This window comes from Acidimicrobiales bacterium (assembly GCA_036270875.1).
Taxonomy (GTDB): domain Bacteria; phylum Actinomycetota; class Acidimicrobiia; order Acidimicrobiales; family AC-9; genus AC-9.
The window spans coordinates 15,682-39,320 of the sequence record DATBBR010000064.1; the positions used below are offsets into that span (position 1 = coordinate 15,682).

Consider the following 23,639-nt stretch of genomic DNA (forward strand, 5'->3'; position numbering starts at 1 on the left):
CGCGGCCTATCGTTTGGGGTCCTGCCCTCGCCTGGGAGGTCCCAGCGGACAGTGCAAGATCACGAGGTCACACAGCACGAGGTCACGTCGTCCACGGCGCGTGTCCTGCCCCGCTTTCAGGTCGGCACCTGGGTGGAAGAGTCCAAGGCGATCGTCTTCGTGTGGGGCGAGGTCGACTGCGCCACCGCGCCGCGGCTGGCGGCGACCCTGGCCGACATGACCGAGCAGGGCCGGCTGAACCTGGTCGTCGACCTCAGCGGCGTCTACTTCATGGACTCGACCGGGCTGGCGGTGCTGGCCGTTGCCCACAAGCGGCTCCTGCAGGCCGGCGGCGGCCTCGTGCTGGCCGGGCCGACCCCTGCCGTGCGGCGGTCGGTCGAGATCACCGGGCTCGACAAGATGATGCCGGTGACCGACGCCCTCCCGAAGGTCGCGTCGGCCCTCCTCGAGTCGACACGGGCCCGGGATCAGGTTCCCGACGTCGACGAGGACGACAACCAGCACGACGACACTCAGCAGGAAGAGCCCGACCCGACCCCGTAGCGAGGCTCGGCCCGCTGCCGGCGGGCGGTCAGGCCGTCGGCCGCTTCCAGGACACCCGGTGGTGCGCGACCTCTGCATGGTGGTCCACGCCGTGGCCGTCCGCGGGGTCGACGTGCACCAGGGCCGAGGTGAGCCGGGGGACGTCGTGCAGCAGCGCGTGCCGGGCCTGCTCGGCGATGTCGTGGCCCTCGCTCACGGTGAGCTCGCCGCTCACCGCCACTTCCGCCTCGGCCCAAAGGGCGTGGCCGATCCAGCGTAGGCGCAGGTCGCCGACACCTCGAACACCGGGCACCGCAGCGAGGACCGACGCGCAGCGGTCGACCAGCTCGGGCTCCACGGCGTCCATGAGCCGACGAAACACATCCCGCGCCGCCTCCCGCCCCACCAGGACGATGGCAACGGTGATCGCCAGCCCGGCGATCGGATCGGCCAGACGGAAGCCGGCCGCCACGCCCGCCGCGCCCAAGAGCACTGCCAGCGAGGTGAGGCCGTCGGTACGCGCGTGGAGCCCGTCCGCGACCAACGAGGCCGAGCCGATACGGCGTCCGACCGTGATGCGGAAACGAGCCACCCATTCGTTCCCCAGGAACCCCAGCACGGCGGCGGCAGCCACGGCGCCGAGCAGCTGCACGTGCTGGGGATGCAACAACCGGTTCACCGACTCGTAGCCGGCAGCGACGGAGGAGGCGGCGATCGCGGCCACCACGGCCAGCCCGGCGAGGTCCTCGGCGCGCCCGTAGCCGTAGACGTAGCGGCGACTCGGCGGCCTGCGGCCCACGAGGAATGCCAGCCCGAGGGGGACGGCCGTCAGAGAATCGGCCAGGTTGTGCAGGGCGTCTCCCAGCAGGGCCACCGATCCGCTCACGAGGAAGACGGCCAGCTGGGCCGCAGCTGTCAGCGCCAGGCCGAACAGAGAAAGCCGCACCGCCCGCATTCCTTCCCGGCTTCCCTGGAGGACCTGGTCGACCTCCCCGAGGGCTCCGTGCGAGCCGTGCGCAGGGTGGGCGTGGTGCGCGTGGTGCGCCATCAGCTCGCCCAGGCGACCGATCCATCCCCGCCGACCGTGGTCGTGGTGCGGGTGCCCGTCGCCGCTGTGGCCACGCGTCCCCATGGCGATCTCAGGCTACCTGCCCCCTCGCGCACTCCCCGTGACCGCGATCGACGGCGGTCACGCCCGGCGCCGGCGAGCTATTCAACCTATCCTGCCGGGATGGCTCCGCCCGGCTGGGCGTCTTGACCGGGCGCGACGTTTGTTCACTCCGGCCAACTTCCCGCAAAGTACCCGGCCTCGCCCGCTCCGGTAACGCCCTGGTGACGGGCTGATCGGGCTGCCCGCCCTGCGCCGCCCCCTACTGAGCCTGCCCCGCGCCGTGCGGCCCGTGACAGACCTCGTCGGCCAGGCCGTCGACCTCGGTGCCCATCAGGTGGCCGCGGTGCGCCGGCAGCTCCATGGATCCGGCCGGGCGCACCGTCGCAGCTGGGTCGGCAACGGCCGGGCTCACATCGAGGTGCGGGCCGTCGACCGTTCCACTGGGCAGGCGCTGGCCCGTCGGATCGAGCACGATCTCGAGGCCATAGGGGGTGTCGACTGGGCCACGGTCAACGCCGTGCTGGGTCGGGTCGTCGTCGCTTTCGACGAAGACGAGACCCCTTTCGACAGGCTGCTGGCCACGGTCGAGGCCGCCGAGATGGCCTGCGACGTGGCCCAGGAGCAGTTCCCGCGCGACCGCCCTCCGCTCCCTGGCGACTCGGAGCCCCTGCTCCGCAACCTCACCGCCCTCGGCGCCGACACGGTCGGGCTCGGCGTGAGCGTGTTCGGCCAGATCCTCCGGACAACTCCGATCCCAGGCGAGCTGGCCTCGGTCATCGCCCTGGCGGACAGCCAGCCGCGCGTCCGCCACCTCCTCGAGAGCCGCATCGGCTATCCCGCGACCGACCTGGGGTTCGCCCTGGCCAGCGCCCTCGCCCAGGCTCTCGGCCAGGGACCGCTGGGTCTCCTGGTGGACATGGGTCACCGGGCGAACCTCGTGGGAGAGATCCGGGCCCGCCAGCGAGCGTGGGACAGTCGAGAGCCGGAGCTCGTCGCCCAGAAGGGACGCCCACCCGTCCCGCCGATCGAGACACGAGGACGCCCCACCGCCCTGCCCAGAGGTCCGGTCGAGCGGCACGCCGATCGCGCGTCCCTGGCCGCCTTCGGCGTGTTCGGACTCTCGTTCGCGGCCACGAAGGACCCGCGGAGAGCGGCCAACACGTTGATGGCGGCGGCACCGAAGGCCGCCCGTCTCGGAAGGGAGGCGTTCGCCGCTCGGCTGGGGCGCGATCTGGCCAACCGTGACGTCATCGTCCTCAACCCTTCCGCCCTCCGCCATCTCGATCGCATCGACACGGTCATCGTCGACCGCTCGGCCGTCTGGGGCGAGCGGACCCTCGACCCACTCGCTGACGCCTTCGTCGCCCGCGTGCGCGACGCCGGCTACAGCCTCGTCGTCTCCGGCGTCGACCGACAGGGTCGGCTCCGCCTCGGTGCCGAACGCTCCATTCCCGGGGGCGCCGAGCTGGCCGGCTCCATCCGCTCACTGCAGCGTGAGGGTCGGGTCGTCGCCTGTGTCTCGGCCACCGCCGACGCCGCGCTGCGGGCCGCTGACTGCGGGATCGGCCTGACGAGGCCGTCCTCTCCCCCGCCGTGGGGCGCCGACCTGCTCTGCGGCCGGGGCCTAGAGGCGCCGTGTCGCATCGTCGAAGCCGCCGCTGCGGCGCGGCTCGCCAGCCGTCGTAGCACGCTCCTGGCCGCCGGCGGGTCGGCGATCGGTGCCGTCGGCGTCCTGCTCGGACCCGGTCGGGGCGCTGCACAGCGAGGCCTGCTCCCGGTCAACGCCGCTGCCCTCCTCGCCGAGGCGGCCGGGACCTGGTCGGCGGCCGAGGTGGCACGGCGGGCCCGCCCGGTGCCGAGCGGCCTGCCGGACTGGCACGCCATGGGGATCGAAGAGACCCTCACCGCCCTGGGGAGCTCCCGCACCGGTCTGACCAGGGCGGAGGCGGCGAAGCGGGCGGCAACCGCCGCCGACAACGCCGCCATGCAGGGGTCGTCGAACCTGGCATCGGCCCTCGTGGCGGAGCTGGCCAACCCTCTCACTCCCCTGCTCGCCCTTGGCGCCGGGCTGTCTGCGGCCGTCGGGTCCGTCATGGACGCCGCGCTGGTGGGAAGCGTCGTCGCCATCAACGCCGGCATCAGTGCCGCCCAACGGCTGCGGACCGAGCACTCGCTGGAGGAGCTCACCCGGACGACGGCGGTGAAGGCGACGGTGGCCCGAGGGGGAGATCTCGTCGAGGTGCCGGCCGACGTGCTCGTCGTCGGCGATGTGGTGCGGGTCACCGCGGGCGAGGTCGTCCCGGCCGACTGTCGGCTGCTCGAGGCGGCGTGGTGTGAGGTCGACGAGTCCAGCCTCACCGGCGAGTCGCAGCCCGTGGCCAAGGACCCGGAGCCGGTTCCCGACGGCGCCGTGGCCGAGCGCCGCTCCATGTTGTACGCCGGCACCACGGTCGTCGCCGGCAGCGCCCTGGCCGTTGTGGTGGCCACCGGGACGGCGACCGAGGCGGGTCGCAGCGTGGCGAGCGTCGGCGATCCTCCGCCCAGCGGCGTCGAGGCTCGCCTCCACGCGCTCACCATGGCCACCCTGCCCGTGACGCTCCTCAGCGGCGCTGCCGTCGGCACCATGGGCTTCCTCCGGCGCCGCCCCCTTCGTGAGTCGGTGGGATCGGGCGTGAGCCTCATGGTGGCGGCCGTACCCGAGGGATTACCGCTGCTCGCCAGCGTGGCCCAGCAGTCAGCCGCCCACCGTCTCTCCCAGCACGAGGCGCTCGTTCGCAATCCGCGCACCATCGAGGCTCTCGGCCGGGTCGACCTTCTCTGCTTTGACAAGACCGGCACCCTGACCGAGGGCAGGATCGGCTTGCAGCGAGTCTCCGACGGCATCGTCGACGAGGCCGTGGACGCCCTCGGACCCGGCCGCAGGGCGGTGCTGGCGGCGGCGCTGCGAGCCAGCCCACGCCCAGGAGACGGCGAGGTGCTCACTCACGCCACCGATCGGGCAGTGGTCGACGGTGCCGCCGCGGTCGGCGTCGCCGCTGGCGACGGCCTGGGCGGCTGGGAACCGGAAGGTGAGCTGGCGTTCGAGCCCGGCCGGGGCTTTCACGCCGTCCTGGGTCGAGCCCCGGACGGTTTCCGGATCGCGATCAAGGGTGCCCCGGAGTCGGTGCTGGCGCGCTGCAGCGCCTACCGAGGCCCGGGTGGCGGTCGTCAGCCGCTCGACCGGCGCACTCGGAAGCGGCTCGATGCCGAGGTCGAGCGGCTCGCCCAGCAAGGCCTGCGGGTGCTCGCGGTCGGGGAGCGACGCTCGACTGGTGCCGACGAGCTCGAGGAGGACCAGCTGCGCGACTTCGAGCTGCTGGGCTTCGTCGCCCTGGCGGACCTCGTCCGCTCGACGGCCGCCGCCGCCGTTCGCACCCTCCGTCGCGCCGGTGTCGATGTGGCCATGATCACGGGGGACCATCCGAGCACCGCCGAAGCCATCGCCTCCGAGCTGGGCATCCTCAACGGCGGACGCGTCCTCACCGGACCCGACCTCGAACGGCACGGCGAGGCCGAGCTGGATGGCGCAATCTCCGACGCGACCGTGTTCGCCCGTGTGACCCCGGCCGACAAGGTGCGCATCGTCGAGGCCTTCCAGCGGACGGGGCGCGTGGTGGCGATGACGGGCGACGGTGCCAACGACGCCCCGGCCATCCGGCTCGCCAACGCGGGGATCGCCCTCGGCCGACGGGGCACCCCCGCCGCCCGGGCCGCGGCCGACCTCGTCGTGACCGACGACCGCATCGAGACGATCATCGACGCCATCGTCGAGGGCCGGGCCATGTGGGCCAGGGTGCGGGACGCCCTGGCAATACTCGTCGGCGGCAACCTCGGCGAGGTGGCCTTCACCCTGGCCGGGACTGCGATCGCCGGGCGATCCCCCCTCAACGCCCGCCAGCTGCTGCTCGTCAACCTGCTCACCGACATGGTGCCGGCGATGGCCATCGCCCTCCAGCCTCCGGAGAAGACCTCGCCCGAGGCCCTCCTGCACGAGGGACCCGAGGCGTCCCTCGGCGCAGCCCTCACCCGCCAGATCGCGCTGCGGGCGGCCACGACGGCGGGCGGGGCCACCGCCGCCTGGCTGGTGGCCAGCGGCACCGGCCGCCCGACCAGGGCCCGGACCGTCGGCCTGGTCGCCGTCGTCGGCACCCAGATGGGTCAGACCATCGTGGCCGGCAGGCGCAGCCCGGCCGTCATCGCCTCGGCCCTGGCCTCGGCCGGGCTGCTCGTGCCCATCATCCAGGTCCCGCCCCTCAGTCGGTTCTTCGGGTGCACTCCTCTCGGGCCCGTCGGCTGGACCACCGCCGTCGTCTCGGCGTCGGCTGCAACGGGGGCGTCCATCGCCGTGCCGTGGGCGGCGTCGCGGGTGTTGGGAAGCCGGTCCCGCCCGGCGTCGAATCCTCGGGCCGATCAAGAGTCGGAGGGTGATCACGGCCCAGGCGACGAACAAGAGGTCACCAGTCGTCGCCGCAGCGCGTCGCCCTCGTCGGCGTCAGGGTGAGCTGCGCCTCACCCTGAAGAGGGAGCGCCAGACCCGTTCCGGTAGTTCCGCGATCGTTTCCCACTCGCTTGTTTGATCGCTGGTGGCCTTGGGTACTGGTCGTTGCCGGGAACCAGTGCCCGCCAAGCTGGTTCCGTAGAGCGCCAGGATCCGCCGCCTGGTTCGCTCCGCCAGCGGCGCCCTTTCGGGCGCCGTTGGTGTTTTTACGGGCCCGGTTCATCCGGAACCGGCATCGGCTGTGGTGAACCCAGGGGCTCTCGGCGCCGACGTGTCCTGGTTACGACCCGATCGTCACCAGGTCGGCCATGACGAACACCTCTCCGGCTGGCGTCCCGAACACGACGACGGGGCCTGTGAGGCCGAAGGTCATCCGGTCCAGCACGACGCTCCCCACCAGGATCTGGCGTCGCAGCGCCTGCACCCAGTACGACCCCGACGAGCCTCGGCAACACAGGACCACCGTGGTCCCGTCGGCGAACCGCACCCGCAGCGTCTCGGCCCTGTGCCCGGCGCCGGTCGAGCAGACCTCGTGGACCGGCACGGCCGAGCTCCGCAGCCTCGCCGCCGCCGCCGAGGCCAGCGCTCGCAGGTGGTCCAGCTCCTCGCTGTGGGCCTCGGCGAAGGCAGCTTCGAGCTCTCGGCGCTCCTCGGACGAGAACAGCCGGTCGAAGTCGCTCTGCGGTTCGCCCCCATCACCCAGCTGCGCAGCCCCGTCCGAGTCGGGGTCCCGGCGGGTGCGGCGGCCCTGACGCGTGCGGCCGCCTCCGCTGCCGCCGCGGACCTTGGGCTCGACGGTCCCGCCCTCCGGCAGGCCGCGACCCAACCTCCACTCGGTGAGCACTCCGGGCAGCGCGAGCCCGGCCAACAGGCCGACCACTACCACCAGCATCACCAGCCTGACCAAGGTGCTCACTGGCGATCGCACTCCCCAGATCAGTGTCACAACAGCCCGATCTCCGGTGCTTACCCTCAGAGCGCGAACGACAACCGGGTTGCGCCCGGCCCAAGCGCCGTTAGACGACGCTCCCCCCGGACTCGACCCGGGTCCGCAGCAACCGGGCGAGCCGTTCGCGGTGCAAGGCGGCGTCGCCGAAGCTGACCTGGTCGAGCTGGGCGCGTTTCAGGAAGAGGTGCAGGTCGTGCTCCCACGTGAAGCCGATCCCACCGTGCACCTGGAGGCAGGACGCCATCACCCTCGTCGCGGCGTCGGAACACCAGACCTTTGCCGCCGAGGCAGCGACGGCGGCGTCGGGATCATCGGCGGAGATGCACCACGCGGCGTGGTAGACGCTCGAGCGCATGCCCTCGACGTCGACCAGCATGTCGGCGCAGCGATGCTTGACGGCCTGGAAGCTGCCGATGGGTCGGCCGAACTGGACCCGGTCCTTGGCGTGCTCGACGGCCATCTCCAAGGCCCTACCTGCACCCCCAAGCATCTCCGCTGCGTGGGCGGTTGCCCCGCGGTCGATCATCGCCTCCACCGCATCGGGTCCTCCGAGCCGGACCGGCGACAAGCCCTCCAGCTCGACCCAACCCAGCTCCCTGGTGAGGTCCATGGCCGGCTGGCGTGGGGGGCGCCGGTCGGCGGGAACCTCGGCGCCAACAAGGGCAGGAACGCCGTCGTCGTCCTCCCCGCAGGCCACGATCACGTCCGCCGATGGCGCGAAGAGCGCCGGGGCGAGCGGGTCCCAGACGACGGCGGCGATCGCCTCGCCGCTCACCAGCGCCTCCACCCAGGGCTCGGCCCACGCGACACCAGAGGCCGCGGCCCGGGCGAGGGCACCGACGGCGAGCAGGCTCGAAAGGAACGGCGCCGGCGCCACGTGCCGGCCGACCTCCTCCAGGAGGACGGCGGCCTCGACGGGTCCTAGCCCGAGGCCCCCCTGGACCTCGGGCACCTCGACGCCCATCCAGCCCTGGACGGCCATCGCCTTCCACAGCCCGTCGTCGAACCCACCGCCCCGGTCGACCACCGACCTGACCCGAAGCGGCGACGACAGGTCGTCGAGCAGCCCCCGAGCGGCCTCACGCAGCGCGAGCTGATCCTCCGACAGCTCGAAGTCCATGGCCAGAGTGTCGAGGGTCACGGACCGGGCCGTCAACGTGACGGCCGGCGGCGGGCCGTCAACGGGCCCGCCGCCACACCCCCTCGCCTACCATCGGCCCTCAGTGGACCTGTCCCCCACCCCCTCCGAGGAGGAGTTCCGCGGCGAGATGCGGGAGTGGCTGCACGGCCATCTCCCGTGGGAGTACGGCACGGGCCTGCCGCCCCGTTTCCAGGACCTGGCCGAGGAGGTGGCCTTCCTGCGGCGGTGGCAGGCGAGCCTCGCCGCGGGCCGGTGGATCGGCGTCTCCTGGCCGGCGGAGTTCGGCGGGCGGGGAACGGGGCCGGCCGAGCACTACATCGTGCAGGAGGAGCTGGCGCGGGCCCGAGCGCCCGAGCTCGTGGGCCGCATCGGGATCAACCTGGTGGGCCCCACCCTTCTCGCCCACGGCAGCCCTGAGCAACGGCGACGCTGGCTGGCCCGGATCCTCACGGCCGAGGAGCTGTGGTGCCAGCTCTTCAGCGAGCCCGGGGCGGGCAGCGACCTGGCGTCGCTGTCGACCCGCGCCGAGCGCGCCGAGGGCGGCTGGTTGCTGACCGGCGAGAAGGTGTGGACCTCCTACGCCCAGTTCGCCGACTGGGGCGTGTGCCTGGCTCGCACTGACGCGTCGGCACCCAAGCACCGGGGCATCTCCTACCTGGTGGTCGACATGCGGGCGCCGGGGGTCGAGGTGACACCCCTCGTGCAGCTGACGGGGGAAGCCGAGTTCAACCAGGTGTTCCTGAACGACGTCTTCGTCCCCGAGGCCCAGCTGATCGGCGAGGAGAACCGGGGTTGGCAGGTGGCGAGCTCCACCTTGTCCCACGAGCGTGGGACCAGCCCCCGCCAGCTCGTGATCCACACCCAGCTGCTGGCCGAGCTCCTCCGCCTGGCAGCCGAGTCGGGGGCGTACGACGACCCGCGGATACGCCCGCGCCTGGCGCAGGCGTTCGTCGAGCTGCGCCTCTTCAGGCTCCACAACTGGCGCACGCTGTCGCGACTGGAGAAGGGACTCGACCCTGGGCCCGAGGGCAGCCTGCTCAAGCTGTACTGGAGCGAGATGAGCCAGCGCCTGCACGACCTCGCCATGGCCGTCCTCGGCCCGGCCTCCTCATTGGCCCGCGGTGCCCGGGACAATCCGGGAGATGGGAGCTGGCAGCGCTCGTGGCTCTATTACCACGCGGCATCCATCTTCGCCGGCACCAACGAGATCCAGCGCAACATCATCGCCGAGCGCGTCCTCGGCCTGCCGAGGGAGCCGGTGGCCTGAGTCGTGCGCAGCCCTTGAGAAGGAGGTACGACATGGACCTGGCTACGGTCCTCTACGAGGTCGACGGACCGGTGGCGACCATCACCATGAACCGGCCCGAGGTGGCCAACGCCCAGGACACCGCGCTCATCGACGACCTGGACGCCGCCTTCGACGCCGCCGACGCCGACGACGCGGTGCGCGTCGTGATCCTCGCCGGCGCCGGGCGCCACTTCTCGTCCGGCCACGACCTCAAGGCGCTGGTAGGGCAGAGCGAGCCCGACGAGTGGGTGCGGATGCGGGAGACCCCCGAAGGAAAGCGCCGCCACGAGCAGGTCATGTACTTCGACCGGTGCGTGAAGATCTACCACTTCCGCAAGCCGACGATCGCCGCGGTGCATGGCAGCTGCATCGCCGCCGGCATGATGCTGGCCTCGATGTGCGACATCATCGTCGCGGCCGAGGACTCCGTGTTCCAGAACCCCGTCCTGCGCATGACGGGCGCGGGCGTCGAGCTCCTCGTCGAGCCGTGGGAGCTCGGCATCCGCAAGGCGAAGGAGTTCCTCCTCACCGGAGACCCGATCGACGCATCCGAGGCCTGGCGACTGGGGATGGTCAACCGGGTCGTGGCGAACGACAGGCTCATGGAGGCAACCAGGGAGATGGCCGACAAGATCGCGCTCGTCCCCCCCGTGACCGCTCAGGTGGTGAAGGACTCGATCAACCACACCTTCGAGCTCATGGGCAAGGAGCAGGCCTGGAAGTACCACTTCATCGCCCATCACTGGATGCACAACACGGCGACGGCGCAGGGCGCCCTCGCCCAGCGCCAGACCAAGGCCTCGATGAAGGACGTGTTCGCCGACCGCGACCGGGGCGACGTGCCCACGTCGGGCCAGTAGTGCCGGGGCCCCTCGAGGGCCTGCGGGTGATCGACGTCGGTACACGCCTCGCAGCTCCCTTCTGCGCCGGGCTCCTCGGCGAGATGGGGGCGGACGTGGTCAAGGTCGAGCAGCCCTCGGGCGGTGACTTCATGCGCACCATCGGACCTTTCGAGGATGGCTACTCGCTGTTCTGGGCGGTCGAGGGCCGTGGCCGGCGGAGCGCGACACTCGACCTGCGCCAGCCGCGAGGCCAGGAGCTGTTCCGACGGCTGGCAGCGCACGCCGACGTGGTCTGCGAGAACTTCCGGCCCGGGACGATGGAGGGATGGCACATCGGGCCGGCGGACCTCGATCCCCGGCTGGTGATGGTGCGCATCAGCGTCTTCGGCCAGGACGGGCCCAAGGCGCAGCGGCCCGGTCTCGACCGCATGGGCATCGGCTACGGCGGCCTGATGCACCTGACCGGCTATCCGGACACGCCACCCGTGCGGCCAGGCGTGACGGTCTCGGACTATCTGACCGGGGCCTTCTGCGCCCATGCTGCGGTCGCCGCCCTCTACGGCCGGGACGCCCACCGGCGAGGCTCGGGGGCCGGCGCGGTGATCGACGCCTCCCTCTACGGCTCGATCCTGCGCATCCTCGAGTGGACCATCGCCGCCTACGACCGGCTGGGCATGGTGCGCCAGCGCGAGGGCAACCGCCTGGCCAACTCGGCGCCGCTCGACAACTACCCGACGGCCGACGGCGGCTACATCTGCATCGTCGCCGGTTCGGACGCCAACTTCGCCCGCCTGTGCCGAGCTATGGGCCGGCCCGAGCTCCTCGATGATCCGAGGTTCACCACGCTGGCCGAGCGAGCGGCGAACGCGGACCTTATCAACGGCATCGTCGCCGAGTGGACCTCGGCCCGGCCGGCAGCCGACGTGGAGGCGGCCTGCGTCAAGGCCGACGTTCCGGTCGCCAGCGCCTACAGCGTGGCCGACATCGTCGCCGACGAGCAGGTGGGGGCGCGCGGTGACCTCGTCACCATCGACGATCCCGTGCTGGGCGCAGTCCGCCAACAGGCGCCGTTCCCCCGGGTCGTCGGCACCCCGACGGTGGTGCCGTCGGGCGCGCCCCGCCTCGGCGAGCACAACCGGGAGATCTGGTGCGACCTCGTCGGCCTCTCCGGGGCCGAGCTCGCCGATCTCGAGGCGGGCGGGGTCGTCTGACGCCCGGCAGGCCGCTCAGTGGGTCGTGTAGTCGATAGCTCCCGCGCCCTTGACCCCGACGGCGAAGCAAAAGCAGTGGATCGAGGCGTTGTCGCTCACCGGCTTCAGGCTGTGCACGGCGTCAGGAGGTATGTGCACGAGGTCGCCCTGGGCGATCTCCGCCTCGTCGCCCTCGATGGTCATGATGCCCCGCCCCGAAGTGACGTAATAGAACTCGTGCGTCGGGTGGGTGTGGGGGTACACGGCCCCGCCGCCAGCCACCTCGAACTCGTTCACCAGCTCGAGGTACCCGCCGTCCGTGATCTCCTTCATCTCCTGGGGGCGGACCAACCACCAGACCGGAACGGTGCCGTTGTGCTCGACTTCCGGCGCCACCTCGACGATCGATCTGACATCCATGTATCGGCCTCCTCTGGGATCGGGACAGTCTCCATCACCGGTTTCCTGACCGCACGACCGGGCGCCACGTTCCTGGGTCCCGCGGCGGCGGCCGCTGGCGCCCGAGCCCGCCTTAGGGGCGGGCGCGGGGTTCATCCTTCTGTTCCACCTTTGGTCGAAAGCAGCTGCCGGCCGTGTGTCTTTTCGACCAAAGGTGAAACACGACAACAACGCCGAGGCTCCCACCGACGGAACGCCGCGCCCGGCCGTCCCCGTCAGGCGCGCGCGCGCAAGAACCAGCCGTGAGGGTCCCACGACCGCAGGGCGAGGAGCTCCTCGGCGGTCGGCGGCGGGAGCTCGGCCACCGAATCCGCGACCTCCAGGCCCCAGCCGCACGCCGCCCGGGCCACCTCGATCCGCTCTCGCAGGGGCGCCGGCCCCGACGTCACCGCAGTCAGCTCGAGCTCGTCGCCGCCCGCCTTCTCCAGGAGCCCGAGATCCGTGGCCACGGCGCTGACCCGATCGCCTGGTGAGGTGACGTAGCCCAGCTTCTCCGGCGTCCTCGCCGGGGTGAGCGTCGCCACGATCACGGCGTCGGAGCAGCCGCTGGCCACGTCGTTGCCCCCACCCGAGCCCACGAGGAACGGCCCGCCGGGGATGATCGTGGAGTTGATGCTTCCCCACCGGTCGAACTGGGCCGCGCCCAGGCAGGCCACGGTCGACGTCCCCGCTCCCCCCACCAGCATCCCCAGCACCGCCGAGGTGTCCGTCGCCATTGTGGCGGTCGGGAAGTTGCGGTGGTTGAAGACGTAGGGGTCGGCCGGCCGGGGCTCGTAGCCCCACAGTCCCAGCTCGGCCACGAGCTGGACACCCGAACCGGCCTCCCGGGCCTGGGCCACCCCCAGCCAGGCGGCCAGGTTCGCCACTCCGGCGCCGGCCAGCACGGCGTGGGCCGCGGTCGCCCGAACGGACTGGGCGATGCGGCGTGCGCCGTGGACGGCGGCCACCTCCCAGCTGTTTGGCGGCCCGGAGACGTCGGGACGCATGGCGTCGCGCTCAGCCTTCCACGACGAGGGGTCGGCCTTGCGGCGCAGCGCGGTGATCCGCTCGTCACCGAGCCGGGCCAGGTACTCCTCCTGGGTGGCGGGCTCGCGCACCCAGTGTCGGATCCACTCGTCGAACTGGTCGCCCCGCGACGCCGCCCGCGCCTGCACCCAGAACTCGTAGTCCTCGCCGTAGGCGTCGACGGGCAGGTCGGCGGCGTAGAGGCCCCCGGGGTGGGCGCCCATCGGGGTCTCGGCCACGGCCAGCACGCGGTGGGCGGGCAGCAGCACGAGATGGGCCCAGGGCCGGATGTCCTCGACTACCCGCTCGACCGTCACGACCGCGCCCCGCCTGGCGGCCAGCGCCCCCCAGACGCCCTCGAGGAGCGGGGGGTTGAGCGCGACGTTGCCATCGGCGTCGGCGACCACCCCGTGGAGCAGGGCCACGTCGGGTACCAGCGGGGCGAGCACGCCGAGCTCGCCGAAAGGGGAGCTCACTCTGGCGTAGGCCTCGTTGCCCGCCATCGACGATCCGCCGAGCGACCGGGTCACCACCGCCGGAAGCCCGCGCGCCGCGCACTCCAGGCGCTGGGCGAAGGTAAGGAACGACCAGTGCTCGACCTCCACCTCGCCGCTCGCGTAGGCGCGGGCGAAGACCGGGTTGGGGGTGAAGTTCGGGAAGGTGTCGCCCGAGTAGCCGGTGATCACCTTGCGTACGAGTCCCCCCCGGAACAACACCGCCCCCAGGCTCGACAGGCTCAGCATGCACAGCGTGAAGCCGGGGTCCCGGCCCCAGAAGTGGCGAGCCAGCGCGCGCGTGGCAGCGGTCCAGCGGGTGTGGCCCACCATGACGTGGACGACATCGCCGGGCACCACGTTGTCGGCGACGGCCCGCTCGAGGTCCACGAGCTTCGACGCGCCCGTTGCCACGACGATCAGCCGGAGGCGAGCACCAGGTCGGCCAGCCGCCGGCGATGCCACGCCTGATGACCGAGCAGGAGATCATTCTGCTTGACCCGGCGAAAGAAGAGATGGGCGTCGACGTCCCAGGTGAAGCCCATCCCGCCGTGGATCTGGATGTCCTGTTCGGTGATGGACACCGAGGCCTCCCCGACGTAGCCCTTGCTCATGGCCACGGCCATCTCCCGCTGAGGATCGTCGACGTCGGAAGCCCACGCTGTGTAGAGGATCCCTACCCGGGCCAGCTCCAGCTGGTGCAGCATGTCCACGGCCTTGTGCCTGATGACCTGGAACCTGGCGATCGGCCGGTCGAACTGGACGCGGTTCTGCGCGTACTCCACCGCCTCGCGGAAGGCCTGGTCACACGCACCCACCGTCTCCGCCGCCAGGGCGACCGTGGCGTCGTCGAGGACCCGGCGCAGCAGGCCGGTCTGGTCCCCGTCCGGGCCCAGGCGCCGGGCGGGCGTCTGCTGGAGCGAGAGCCGGGCGACCTTGCGGGTCACGTCGAGGGTCGGGACGAGCTCGGCCGGCGGCGCCTCCACGAGGAACCCGGCGAGGCCGCCGTCGGCGTGGGCGACGACGATCGCCCAGTCGGCCGTGTGGCCATCGACCACGACCGGCTTGAGCCCGTCGAGCACCCACCCGCTGGCCGACTGGGTGGCCGTCGTCGTCAGCCCGTCGAGGGGGTCGCCCTGGCCCAGCTCCTCGACCGCCAGCGTCCCCCGCGTCGCACCGGCAGCCAGCCCCGGCAGCAGGTCCGTCGCTCCGAGCGCCATCGCCGCCGACGTCGCCATGACCGCGGAGGAGAGATACGGGCCCGGGAACAAGGCCTTGCCCATCTCCTCCTGGACCACGACCAGGTCCACCAGGCCGAGCCCCAGGCCGCCGTGGGCCTCAGGGACGAGCAACCCGAGCCAGCCCAGGTCGGCCAGCTTCGCCCACAGCTCCTCGGTGAAGCCGTGCTCGTCGTCGATCATGCGCCGCACGTAGGGCATCGGCGCCTCGGCGCCAAGGGTCGTCGCCACGGCGTCGCGCAGCGCCTCCTGCTCGGCCGAGAGGGCGAAGTCCATGGCCCGCAAGACTAACGCTCGTGTCAGGTTCTAACATCGGCGTCCGTGGATTTCGCCTTTACGCCTGAGGACGACGCCTTCCGCAACGAGCTGCGGGCGTGGCTCGAGGAGAACCTGGCAGAGTTCCGCGAAGGGGAACAGGAGGGCAACCGGGGCGGAACGGCGCTCATGTCCACCATGGAGCGGCGGCGGGCGTGGCAGCGCCGGCTCAACGAGGGCCGGTGGGCGGCCATCAACTGGCCGACGGAGTGGGGCGGGCGCGAGGCCACGATCATGCAGAACGTCATCTACTCCGAGGAGATGGCGCGGGCCCGGACGCCTGGGATCTACAACGCCAACGGCATCTGGCAGATCGGCCCGATGATCATCCGCTGGGGCACGCCCGAGCAGCAACAGCGGTGGCTGCCGGGCATCCTCTCGGCCGAGGACCACTGGTGCCAGGGCTTCTCGGAGCCCGAGGCCGGCAGCGACCTGGCCAACCTGCGCTGCTCGGCGACCCAGGACGGAGACGAGTACGTCCTCGAGGGGCGCAAGATCTGGATCTCGACTGCCCACATCGCCCAGTGGGGCCTCTTCCTCGTGCGCACCGATCCCACGGCCATCCAGCGCAAGGCGAAGCACGAGGGCATCACGGCCCTCATCGTCGACATGGGCGCGCCGGGCATCGAGTGCCTACCCCTCCGCGACATCACCGGTGACGCAATGTTCAACGAGGTCACCTTCAGCGGTGCGCACGTGCCGGTGGCCTACCGCCTGGGCGAGGAGGGCCAGGGCTGGCAGGTGGCCATGGGCACCCTCGGGCACGAGCGGGTCGGCACCTCGGGACTGTCCATCACCCTTGCGACCGAGCTCGAGAGGTTGATCGCCACCGCCCGCAAGCACAACCCGGCGGCCCTCGAGGACCCGGCGATCAAGGACCGCTTGGCTCGGATCTGGACCCAGATCACCCTCACGCGCCTGCTCAACTACCGGGCCCTCTCCAAGGTGCTGAAGGGTGAGAAGAACTGGCCCGAGGTCCCCCTCGCCAAGCTCCAGTGGAGCAGCCTGTCCCAGACCCTGGCCGAGCTCGGGTGCGACATCCTCGGCCCCGCCGGCATCCTCGCCCGCGGCGGCGCCGACGCCGTGGACAACGGGCACTGGACCCACCAGTACTGCTGGCAGCGCTACACGTCAATCGGCGCCGGCACCACCGAGGTGCAGAAGAACATCCTCGCCGACCGCGCCATCAGGCTGGCCCGCCAATGAGCACCGGTGCGGTTCGGGCTCAACCTCCGCCTCCAGCACCGGGGCCTTGCGCACCGCCTGGAGCAGCTCCGGGCGATGGTCGAGGCCGCGCCTCCTGAGGATGGGCCGCCCGCTCCCTGAGAGCGCGCACGCCGCCTTCGATCGCCGACGCAATTTGCTGGTCGTTGCCCTTGGAGATGTGGCTGTGCACCCGGCGCTCCAGCAGTGGACGCAGGACCGGGTTGAAGGCGTGATAGGTCTCGCGAAAGTGGATGCGCGTGCGACCGTCGCCCAGATCCTCGAGCCGGGTCCACCCGCTGGCCCTTGACCACAGCGGCTTGCCCACGGCGTCGTAGCGCCACGAGACGCCGGGCTCCATCTCGCTGATCCACTCCCAGGAGACACCGGTCCCGCCGGACAGCAGGTACCGGGGCACCGGGAAGGTGCAGTGGCGGACCAGGCCCAGCCCGTGCTCGTCTCCGGGGAGGAGGATCTCGATGGTGACATCACCATGGCGGCGCCGTCCGGAGCGGTTGGACCAGAACACCCGCCACACCTCCGCGGGCGTGGCGTCGACCTCGATCGAGAAGCCGTGGTCCTGCACGGGGAGGCCCCGCGACCCTCTTACGGCAGCCGCTCGATGACCGTGGCGTTCGCCTGACCGCCGCCCTCGCACATGGTCTGGAAGCCGTAACGCCCGTCGATCGACTCGAGCTGGTTGAGCAGTGTGGTCATGATGCGCACCCCGCTGGCGCCCAGCGGATGGCCGATGGCGATCGCACCGCCCCTCGGGTTGAGGCGGTCGAGGTCCTCGGGCCGCGACCCCGGCCCGGCTGCATCGGGGAGGAACTCACGGGCCCACATCAGGGCGATGGCCGCGAAGGCCTCGTTGCACTCCATGGCGTCGAAGTCTCCGATCGTCATGTTCGTTCGGGACAACAGCTTGCGGGTGGCCGGGTTGGGGGCCGACAGGACCAGGATCGGGTCCTCGGCCGCCACCACGAAGTGCACCAGGCGGGCCCGCACAGGCAGGCCCAGCCGCTCGGCCGTCTGGCGGCTGGCGATCAACATGGCTGCGGCCCCGTCGGACATCTGCGACGAGTTGCCCGCCGTGATGTCGGGCGCCAGCGACGGATCCCAGCTGGCCGCGCTCGGCAGGGCGCCGAGCTTCTCCATCGACGTGTCCGGCCGAATGCCTTCGTCGGCTTCGAGCACGGCGCCGGTGGGCCGGCCCTCCTCGTCCTTGACGGGCACGGCCACGAGCTCTCGGGCGACCCGGCCGGCCTCGGTCGCCCGCGCCGCCCGTCGGTGGCTCTCCAGGGCGAAGGCGTCCATGTCCTCGCGGCTGATCTTCCACTGGTCGGCGAGGATCTGGGCCACCTCGAACTGGGTCTTGAGCTGGTTGTCGATCACGGCCATGAACTCGCCGCTGAAGGGGCCCTTGCCACCCTTGGCGTTGGAGGCCAGCGGCGTCCTCGTCATCGACTCGACACCGCAGGCCACGACGACGTCGTAGGCGCCGGCCATCACTCCCTGGGCGGCGAAGTGCACCGCCTGCTGGGACGAACCGCACTGACGGTCGACCGACGTGGCGGGCACGTGCCAGGGCAAGCCGGCACCCACCCAGGCGTTGCGGGTGACGTTGGTGCTCTGCTCGCCGACCTGGGTCACACAACCCCCGACGACGTCGTCGACGATCCCGGGGTCCACGCCCGACCGCTGGACGAGGGTGCTGAGCACGTGGCCGAGCAGGTCAGTGGGATGCCAGCCGGCGAGGGCGCCGTTGCGCTTGCCGATCGGCGTGCGCACGGCGTCGACGATCACCGCCTCCCGGGTCTCCATCAGCGTGCCTCCTCCCGCAGGAAACTGACATGATAGTCAGCAATCGCATGTCCCGGACCGCCCGACACCCGACAGCCATCCGCCTCGACGTGACCGGGCGCCCGGTCCAGTTGCGCTCGATCGACCTCGACACCTTCTTCCGCCCCCGGAGCGTCGCCGTGGTCGGGGCATCCGACACACCGGGCCGCCCGAACACCGTCATGACCCGGAAGATCCGGGGCTGGGCCGAGCGCGCCGGCGCCTCCATCTATGCCGTCAACCCCAACCGGAAGGAGGTCGACGGGCTGCCCAGCGTCCCCAGCATCCTCGACGTCCCCGTCGACGTCGACCTGGCGGCCATCCTGGTGGGCGAGGCGGTCGACGCCCTCGAGGAGGCGGTCGAGAAGAAGGCGCGGTTCGCGGTCATCTTCGCCGCCGGCTTCGCCGAGGTGGGCGGCGAGGGCACGCGACTGCAGGCGCGACTCGAGAAGCTGGTGCGGTCGGGCGAGCTCCATCTGCTGGGCCCCAACACCAATCTCAACGCCTTCGAGACCTTCCGCGACGACCTGCCGCCGCCCAAGATCGCCCTCATCACCCAGAGCGGCCACCAGGGTCGTCCCATCTTCCAGGGCCAGGAGCTCGGCATCGCCCTCTCGCACTGGGCCCCGACCGGCAACGAGGTCGACCTCGAGGTCGCCGACTTCATCCGCTACTTCGCCGATCAGGACGAGGTCGGTGTCATCGCCGCCTACGTCGAGGGCTTCAAGGACGGGCGCACCCTCATGCTGGCGGCGGACCACGCGGCCAGCAGGGGGGTCCCCATCGTCGTGGTGAAGGTGGGCCGGACCGACGAGGGCAGGGACATGGCGATGGCCCATACCGGACACCTGGCGGGATCCGACGCCGTGATCTCGGCGGCGCTGCGCCAGCTCGGTGTGGTGCGCGTCGACGGCCTTGACGAGCTGCTGGACACCTCGGCAATGCTGGCCCGGAGCAAGCCGCCGTCACGACCCGGGGCCTCGGGCGCGGCGTCGGTCGGCGTCTGTGTGTACTCCATCTCCGGTGGCACGGGGGCCCACATGGCCGACCTCGTGGCAGCAGCGGGGCTGCGACTTCCCTCCCTCGCCCCGGCCACCCAGCAGCTGCTGCGCCAATGGATCCCGCCGTACCTGCGGGTCTCCAACCCGGTGGACAACGGCGGCCATCCCGCTGGTGACTGGCGGGGGCGCAAGATCCTCGACGCCATCGTGTCCGACCCCCGCATCGACGTCGTCATCTGTCCTATCACGGGCGCCCTGCCGTCGATGGGCGAGCGCCTGGCCCAGGACCTGGTGGACGTGGCCGCCACCACGGACAAGCCCGTGTGCGTCGTGTGGGGCTCCCCCGTCGAGGACGATGTCGCCTACAAGGAGATCCTTCTCGGGTCGCGGGTACCGGTGTTCCGGACCTTCGCCAACTGTGTGCGGGCGGTGCGGTCCTACGTCGACTACCACGAATTTCGCCGACGCCACGTGTCGCCGTTCTCACGGCCCGCGATGAAGCCCTCGGCGGCGGCGGGCCGGGCCCGACCGCACCTTCAGCCGGGGGAGGCGCTGTCCGAGCACCGGTCCAAGGCCGTCCTGGCCGCCTACGGGATTCCCGTCACACGCGAGGTGCTGGCGACCAGCGCAGCCCAGGCCGCTCGGGCCGCCGCCGATCTCGGGCCCGGGGTGGTCATGAAGATCAGCTCACCCGACCTCGCCCACAAGGCCGACCTCGGCCTCGTCGAGGTCGATGTGGCCGGCGCCCGCGAGGTGCGCGCCGCCTACGGTCGCCTGCTCGAGCGGGCCGAGGCGGCGGCGCCCACCGCCGTTCTCGAAGGTGTGCTGGTGTCGGAGCTGGTGACCGGCGGGACCGAGACCGTGCTCGGCGTCGCCGACGACCCGCTCTTCGGCCCGACCGTGATGCTCGGCCTCGGCGGCGTCTTCGTGGAGGTCCTGGGCGACGTCACCTTCCGGGTGCCACCGTTCGACCGGGCCGACGCCCGCCGGATGATGAGCGAGCTCAGGGGGGCGTCCCTCCTGACCGGCGCCCGAGGCCGCCCGCCGGCCGATGTCGGTGCCCTGGTCGACGTCATCATGCGAGTCCAGCGCCTCGCTGTCGATCTCGCCGGCGAGGTCGCCGAGTTGGACATCAACCCCCTGATCGTGAGACCAAAGGGTGCGGTAGCCGTGGACGCGCTGGTCGTGTGCCGATGACCCACGACGGCGCCTGAACGACGCAAGGAGTGGTATGAGCGAGGACGAGCGGCCGCTCGAAGAGCTGGTTCGCTACCAGGTCGACAACGGCGTGGCCCGCATCACCATCGACCGACCGGAGATGGGCAACGCCCTCACGACAGCGATGCGAGACCGGATAGCCGAGCTCTTCGAAGCGGTGTCGGGGACCCTGGCGGTGCGGTCCGTGCTGCTGTCGGGCACGGGCCGGGCCTTCTGCACCGGCGCCGACCTGCGCGGGCCGCAGGCTCAGGCCCCCCCGATCCCCGGCAACGAGCGGCCGTCCGGAGCGCCCGAGCGCACCGCCGGCGACGGCGCCCGCATGATCCGGCGGGGATGGCAGCGGCTCATCGCCGCCGTCCTCGATGCCGAGAAGCCCGTCGTGTGCGCGTTGAACGGCACGGCGGCGGGCGGCGGCGCCCACCTGGCCCTGGCCTGCGACCTCATCGTCATGGCCGAGGAGGCCCGCCTCATCGAGGTGTTCGTGCGGCGGGGCATCCTTCCCGACGCCGGTGGCTGCTTCATCCTGCCTCGCATCGTGGGGGTCCAGCGGGCGAAGGAGATCATGTTCTTCGGTGACGACGTGAGCGCGGCTGCGGCGGAGCGGATCGGTCTGGTCAACGCCGTCGTGCCCACCTCGGAGCTGGACAAGACGGCGAGCCAGTGGGCGGAGCGGCTGGCGACCGGGCCCACCAAGGCCATCGCCCTCACCAAATGGCTGCTCAACCGGTCGCTGGACTCAGACCGTTTGACCGCCTTCCAGGAGGAGTCCTGGGCCCAGGAGGTGGTGACCGGCACGGCGGACTGCATGGAAGGGCGCACCAGCTTCGCGGAGCGGCGCCCCCCCGCATTCAAGGGCTGGTAGGAACGGCCATGCTGAAGGATCGGGCCGCCATCGTCGGCATCGGCCAGACGCCGTACGCCAAGTCGCTCCCCGGCACGGAGCTGTCGATGGCCTGCCAGGCCATCACGGCGGCGTTGCAGGATGCGGGCATCGCGCCCGGCGACGTGGACGCGCTCTCTTCCTACGCGATGGAGCAGAACGTGGAGGTGGAGGTCGCCCGCAACGTCGGCATGGGCGACATCACCTACTTCAGCCAGGTCGGCTACGGCGGGGGCGCCGGGTGCGCGGTCGTCGGCCACGCGGCGATGGCGGTGGCGACCGGCCAGGCCGAGGTGGCCGTGGCCTGGCGATCACGCAAGCGGGGCTCGGCCGCCAGTCGCCCCTGGTCCCAGGTCGCCCCGAGAGTGTCAGGTCCCGGCCAGTGGTCACGACCCTGGGGCCTGCTGCGCCCGGTCGACGAGATAGCGATGCTGGCCCGGCGCTACATGCACGAGTACGGGGGCACGCGGGACCACCTGGCCAACGTGGCGCTGGCCTTCCGCAAGCACGCCAACCGCAACCCGGCCGCAACCATGCACGACAAGACCATGAGCCGCGACGACTACATGGGCGCCCGATGGGTGTCGGAGCCGCTCTGCCTGTTCGACAACTGCCTGGAGACCGACGGTGCCGTGGCCTGCGTGGTCGTGGCCGCCGAGCGGGCGGTCGACCTTCCGCAGCCGCCTGTCTACATCCACGCCTTCGGCCAGGGTCTCAACACCCAGCACCAGACGATGACCAACTACCACCGTGACGACCCGCTGACCGGTCCGGCCTGGGCGTGCAGCCGGGTGCTCTGGCGCAACGCCGACATCGGTCCCGCGGATGTCGACGTGGCCCAGCTCTACGACGCCTTCAGTCCCCTGATACCGCTGTCGCTCGAGGGCTACGGGTTCTGCAAGCGGGGTGAGGGCGGGGACTTCACCAACGACGGCAACATCGAGTGGCCCGACGGCGACCTCCCGGTGAACACCTCCGGCGGCGGCATGTCCGAGGCCTACGTCCACGGCTTCAACCTGATCGCCGAGGGCGTGCGTCAGGTGCGCGGCACGTCGACCTCGCAGGTCGCGGGGGCGGAGACCTGCCTTGTCACCAGTGGAGAGGGCGTCCCGACCAGCGCCCTCCTGCTCCGCCGAGGCTAGCTACTCCCCCAAGCGGAAGATCCGGGCTGCGTTGGCGCCCACGATGCGGCGCCGCTCGTCCCGGTCGATGCTCGACATCATCGAGTCGATCGTCATCCGCGAGTACGGCCAGTCGTTGCCGTGGTGCGGGTAGTCGGACGACCACATCATGTTGTCGACCCCGACGCCGTACCGGTTGGCGACGCCGTTGCGATCAGTGATGAAGGTCGCCGACATGTTGCGGAACCAGTAGAAGCTCGGCGGCTCCTTGATGGGGATGTTGCCCCAGGACCGGTTGCGCCAGTAACGGTCGTCGATCTGCTCGAGGAAGTGCGGGATCCAGCCGACGCCGGTCTCGATCATGGCCACGTGCAGCTCGGGGAAGCGCTCGAAGGTGCCGGTGAAGATCAGCTGGCCGATCGTGCTGGGCACGGTCGCGAACACGCCCCCGAGCCCGGCCACGGCCTTGGCGTTGGCCTTGGCCGCCTTGCCCCCGTAGATGCCGCCGCCGCCCTTGGCGGCGGCCGCCTCCGCCGCCCGCCGCTGGCTCTGGCGGGCGCGCCGTGACACCAGGTTGATGTGGATGCAGACGGGGATGCCCTCGTCGGAAGCCGCGGCCCAGAACGGGTCGTCGGCATCGGAGATCGAGTCGCCCCCCGAGGGCCAGCAGGACGTGACGACGCCCTTGAAGCCGCGAGCCTTGGCCTTGCGCAGGGCATCGACGGCGTCGTCGATGCCGGTGGAGGGCATCTGTGCCATCCCGATGAGCCGGTCCCGGTCGGGCGCGCTGAACTCCTCCCACAAGAAGTTGTTGTAGGCCTCGATGCCGGCCAGCACGAAGGCGTCGTCCTCGTCGCCGAGGAAGTGGCCGACGGTGCGCTGAGGCGGGAACAAGACCTCGGCATCGACGCCGTCGATGTCCATGTCGGCCAGCCGCTCGGCTCCTATGTAGCAACCTCGCCTGGCGTCCTCGTAGGCGACACCTGTCCAGCGGAACTCGTCGAAGGGCTTCCCCGGCGTCGACACCAGACCGATCGGATCAGGGTCTGCACCGCCGGCGAACTGCCAGGCGTCGCCCCCGTCGACGTCCTTGACCAGCTTCGGCGCCCTGTCCTGGAGCTCCTTGGGCAGCCAGTTCTGCCAGATGTCCGGAGGCTCGAGGATATGGCAGTCGCCGTCGACGATGTCGTACTCGGCCATGAGCGGTGACGTCCTCCCGGATCGACTTCCTCGGCCCCACGGTCTCGGAGCGAGGACCCCACCAAGTCTCCGTCTGCCTGACG

General features: G+C 71.4%; 18 protein-coding genes. 9 read left to right on the top strand and 9 right to left on the bottom strand.

Annotated features, from left to right (window positions below; translation table 11 throughout):
* The first annotated feature begins 51 nt into the window (after positions 1–51).
* Complete coding sequence (locus VH112_07560) at positions 52–543, top strand: STAS domain-containing protein (GenBank protein HEX4540089.1); 492 nt, start codon at positions 52–54, stop codon at positions 541–543.
* A 28-nt stretch (positions 544–571) separates the two neighbouring features.
* On the opposite strand, the gene VH112_07565 is transcribed toward VH112_07560, so the two are convergent.
* The gene (locus VH112_07565) at positions 572–1,654 is read right to left on the bottom strand and encodes a cation diffusion facilitator family transporter (GenBank protein ID HEX4540090.1); all 1,083 of its coding nucleotides are present in this window, start codon (positions 1,652–1,654) and stop codon (positions 572–574) included.
* A 268-nt stretch (positions 1,655–1,922) separates the two neighbouring features.
* Between VH112_07565 and VH112_07570 the strand changes: the two genes are divergently transcribed.
* Positions 1,923–6,173 (top strand): cation-translocating P-type ATPase, encoded by a 4,251-nt coding sequence (locus VH112_07570; protein ID HEX4540091.1) that lies wholly within the window; start codon positions 1,923–1,925, stop codon positions 6,171–6,173.
* A gap of 277 nt (positions 6,174–6,450) precedes the next feature.
* Here VH112_07570 and VH112_07575 read toward each other — a convergent pair whose 3' ends face one another.
* A complete protein-coding gene (locus tag VH112_07575; protein ID HEX4540092.1) occupies positions 6,451–7,086 on the bottom strand; it encodes a hypothetical protein in 636 nt (211 codons plus the stop codon).
* Positions 7,087–7,186: 100 nt separating this feature from the next.
* Positions 7,187–8,260 (bottom strand): acyl-CoA dehydrogenase family protein, encoded by a 1,074-nt coding sequence (locus tag VH112_07580; protein HEX4540093.1) that lies wholly within the window; start codon positions 8,258–8,260, stop codon positions 7,187–7,189.
* 82 nt (positions 8,261–8,342) lie between these two features.
* Between VH112_07580 and VH112_07585 the strand changes: the two genes are divergently transcribed.
* The 3 genes from VH112_07585 to VH112_07595 are packed head-to-tail and all read left to right on the top strand — an operon-like array spanning position 8,343 to position 11,601.
* Positions 8,343–9,527, top strand: coding sequence for an acyl-CoA dehydrogenase family protein (locus VH112_07585; GenBank protein ID HEX4540094.1), 1,185 nt, complete (start codon positions 8,343–8,345; stop codon positions 9,525–9,527).
* A gap of 32 nt (positions 9,528–9,559) precedes the next feature.
* Entirely contained in the window at positions 9,560–10,408 is an 849-nt protein-coding gene (locus VH112_07590; protein HEX4540095.1) for an enoyl-CoA hydratase, read from the top strand.
* Positions 10,408–11,601: a CaiB/BaiF CoA-transferase family protein gene (locus VH112_07595; GenBank protein ID HEX4540096.1), complete on the top strand. Its 1,194-nt coding sequence runs from the start codon at positions 10,408–10,410 to the stop codon at positions 11,599–11,601. Before VH112_07590 ends, VH112_07595 begins: the two co-directional genes overlap by 1 nt.
* A gap of 15 nt (positions 11,602–11,616) precedes the next feature.
* Here the strand turns inward: VH112_07595 and VH112_07600 are convergent, their stop codons facing one another.
* From VH112_07600 to VH112_07610, 3 genes are all read right to left on the bottom strand, one after another.
* Entirely contained in the window at positions 11,617–12,000 is a 384-nt protein-coding gene (locus tag VH112_07600; protein HEX4540097.1) for a cupin domain-containing protein, read from the bottom strand.
* Between the two features lie 254 nt (positions 12,001–12,254).
* The gene (locus VH112_07605; GenBank protein ID HEX4540098.1) at positions 12,255–13,952 is read right to left on the bottom strand and encodes a CoA-transferase; all 1,698 of its coding nucleotides are present in this window, start codon (positions 13,950–13,952) and stop codon (positions 12,255–12,257) included.
* A gap of 5 nt (positions 13,953–13,957) precedes the next feature.
* Entirely contained in the window at positions 13,958–15,052 is a 1,095-nt protein-coding gene (locus VH112_07610; protein ID HEX4540099.1) for an acyl-CoA dehydrogenase family protein, read from the bottom strand.
* Between the two features lie 45 nt (positions 15,053–15,097).
* Between VH112_07610 and VH112_07615 the strand changes: the two genes are divergently transcribed.
* On the top strand, positions 15,098–16,297 hold the full coding sequence (locus VH112_07615; GenBank protein ID HEX4540100.1) for an acyl-CoA dehydrogenase family protein: 1,200 nt from the start codon (positions 15,098–15,100) through the stop codon (positions 16,295–16,297).
* A 19-nt stretch (positions 16,298–16,316) separates the two neighbouring features.
* On the opposite strand, the gene VH112_07620 is transcribed toward VH112_07615, so the two are convergent.
* Both VH112_07620 and VH112_07625 read right to left on the bottom strand, forming a co-directional pair.
* The gene (locus VH112_07620) at positions 16,317–16,880 is read right to left on the bottom strand and encodes an SRPBCC family protein (GenBank protein HEX4540101.1); all 564 of its coding nucleotides are present in this window, start codon (positions 16,878–16,880) and stop codon (positions 16,317–16,319) included.
* A gap of 20 nt (positions 16,881–16,900) precedes the next feature.
* Positions 16,901–18,118 (bottom strand): thiolase family protein, encoded by a 1,218-nt coding sequence (locus VH112_07625; protein ID HEX4540102.1) that lies wholly within the window; start codon positions 18,116–18,118, stop codon positions 16,901–16,903.
* Positions 18,119–18,147: 29 nt separating this feature from the next.
* Between VH112_07625 and VH112_07630 the strand changes: the two genes are divergently transcribed.
* The 3 genes from VH112_07630 to VH112_07640 are packed head-to-tail and all read left to right on the top strand — an operon-like array spanning position 18,148 to position 22,377.
* The gene (locus VH112_07630) at positions 18,148–20,334 is read left to right on the top strand and encodes an acetate--CoA ligase family protein (protein ID HEX4540103.1); all 2,187 of its coding nucleotides are present in this window, start codon (positions 18,148–18,150) and stop codon (positions 20,332–20,334) included.
* Between the two features lie 34 nt (positions 20,335–20,368).
* Positions 20,369–21,217, top strand: coding sequence for an enoyl-CoA hydratase-related protein (locus VH112_07635; protein HEX4540104.1), 849 nt, complete (start codon positions 20,369–20,371; stop codon positions 21,215–21,217).
* A gap of 8 nt (positions 21,218–21,225) precedes the next feature.
* Positions 21,226–22,377: a hypothetical protein gene (locus VH112_07640; protein ID HEX4540105.1), complete on the top strand. Its 1,152-nt coding sequence runs from the start codon at positions 21,226–21,228 to the stop codon at positions 22,375–22,377.
* Here VH112_07640 and VH112_07645 read toward each other — a convergent pair whose 3' ends face one another.
* On the bottom strand, positions 22,378–23,556 hold the full coding sequence (locus tag VH112_07645; GenBank protein ID HEX4540106.1) for an amidohydrolase family protein: 1,179 nt from the start codon (positions 23,554–23,556) through the stop codon (positions 22,378–22,380).
* Positions 23,557–23,639 lie beyond the last annotated feature (83 nt).